Below are 1,841 nucleotides of genomic sequence, written 5' to 3'. Positions count from 1 at the left end.
GCCGGCCGGGGCTCATCCCTTGACCGATCCGGCGAGCAGTCCCCGTGCGAAGTGCCGCCGGAGGGCGAAGAAGACGAGCAGCGGGACGAACGCCGCCACGAAGGCTCCCGCGGTGAGCCGCTGCCACTCGTTGCCGTACGTCCCGGCCAGGCTCGCCAGTCGGACCGTCATCGGCGCGGTCTCGGCCGTCCCGCCCGACAGCGTCAGGGCCACGAGGAGGTCGTTCCACACCCAGATGAACTGAATGATCGCGAAGGAGGCCAGGGCCGGGCGGGCCAGGGGCAGCACGATCCGGAGCAGCAGCGTCCCGTGCGACGCGCCGTCGACGCGGGCGGCCTCGATCAGGTCCCGGGGCAGCCCCGCGAGGAAGTTGTGCAGGAGGAACACCGCGAACGGCAGCGCGAACACCGTGTGGGCGAACCAGGCCTGGCCGAAACGCGCGGGGCCGGTGGGGTCCCAGGCGGGCAGGAACAGCCAGCCCTGGGAGAACAGCTTCAGGAGGGGGACGAGCGCCATCTGGAGCGGCACGATCTGGAGCGCGAAGATGCCGACGACGAGCGTGTCCCGCCCCCTGAAGTCGATCCACGCCAGGGCGTACGCCGCCAGGAACGCCAGGACGAGCGGGAACAGCACCGAGGGGAGGGTGATGACGACGGAGTTGACAAGGTACTCCGCGAGCCGCGCCGACCCGTTTCCGCCGCCGGACAGCACCTCTCCGTAGTTGTCGAGCGTGAGGTGCGGCGTGCCGAACACGGTCCACCAGCCCGTCGTCTTGATCTCCTCCTCGGGGCGGAACGAGGAAAGCAGGAGACCGAGGGTCGGTGTCGTCCAGAGGATCGCGATCACCACGGCGACCGCTGTGAAGGCGCGGGAGGCCAGTCGCTCCCGGACGCCGTTCACCCCGCCCTCCGCTGTGCCCGGACCTGGTGGGCGACGAAGGGAGTGACGAGGACGAAGAGGAGCACGGCGAGCGCCGCGCCACGGCCCGTCTCGCCGTAGCGGAAGGCCTGGTCGTACATCTCGTGGGCGATGACGCCCGTGTCGAACTGTCCGCCGGTCATGGTCTTGACGATGTCGAAGGCCTTGAAGGTTCCGATCGCCTGGGCGAGGACCACGACGAGCAGCGTGGGCCGGATCGACGGCATGGTGATCCGCCAGAAGATCTGCCGGGGGGACGCGCCGTCGAGCCGGGCCGCCTCGGTCAGCTCTCCGGGAACGGCCCTGATCGCGCCGGCCAGCAGGACGGCCGCGAAGCCCGCCTGGGCCCACACCATCACCACGATGAGGAACAGGACGTTCCAGGGAGAGTCCACGAGCCATTGCCTCGGTTCGCCGCCGAACGCGACGACGACCTGGTTCAGCAGCCCGATCTGCGCGCCCTCCGCGGGGCGGTAGGCGTAGACGAACTTCCACACGACGCCCGCTTCGACGAGCGAGATCGCCATGGGCATCAGGACGAGGGACAGCGCGAGCGCTTCGCACCGCGACCGTACGACGGCCGCCGCGTAGAGCAGGCCGACGGAGGTCGCCAGCGACGGCACGAGCACCACCCAGGCCAGAGTGTTACCCAGCGCGACCAACGCCCGGGGGTCGGTGAACATCCACACGTAGTTGTCGAAGCCGGCCCACGCGTCTCCCCCGTTCCCCGTGAACGACAGCGCCAGGGTGCGCAGAGCAGGGAAGAGGAGACCCACCGCGAGCAGCAGCAGCGCGGGGGTCAGCAGGAGGAGGACCGCGGCCCTTCTCCTGACCGGCCCCCGGTGCAGCGCCAGCACGATCAGGGAGACCACCGCCGCGAAGGCGGCGAGGCCCTGGAGCAGGTACAGCAGCTTGGGCTGCTG

General features: G+C 70.3%; 2 protein-coding genes. Both read right to left on the bottom strand.

Annotation, left to right across the window (positions count from 1 at the left end; all coding sequences use genetic code 11):
• Nucleotides 1-12: 12 nt before the first annotated feature.
• The gene (locus RIF68_RS04445) at nt 13-900 is read right to left on the bottom strand and encodes a carbohydrate ABC transporter permease (RefSeq protein WP_076681918.1); all 888 of its coding nucleotides are present in this window, start codon (nt 898-900) and stop codon (nt 13-15) included.
• On the bottom strand, nt 897-1,841 hold a 945-nt coding region (locus RIF68_RS04440), incomplete at its 5' end, for a sugar ABC transporter permease (protein ID WP_309049783.1). The genes RIF68_RS04445 and RIF68_RS04440, both read right to left, overlap by 4 nt.

It is taken from the genome of Streptomyces sp., assembly GCF_031178505.1.
Taxonomy (GTDB): Bacteria; Actinomycetota; Actinomycetes; order Streptomycetales; family Streptomycetaceae; genus Streptomyces; species Streptomyces gulbargensis.
The sequence above is the reverse complement of the archived record's forward strand: the minus strand, read 5'-3'. Positions and strand labels throughout refer to the sequence as shown.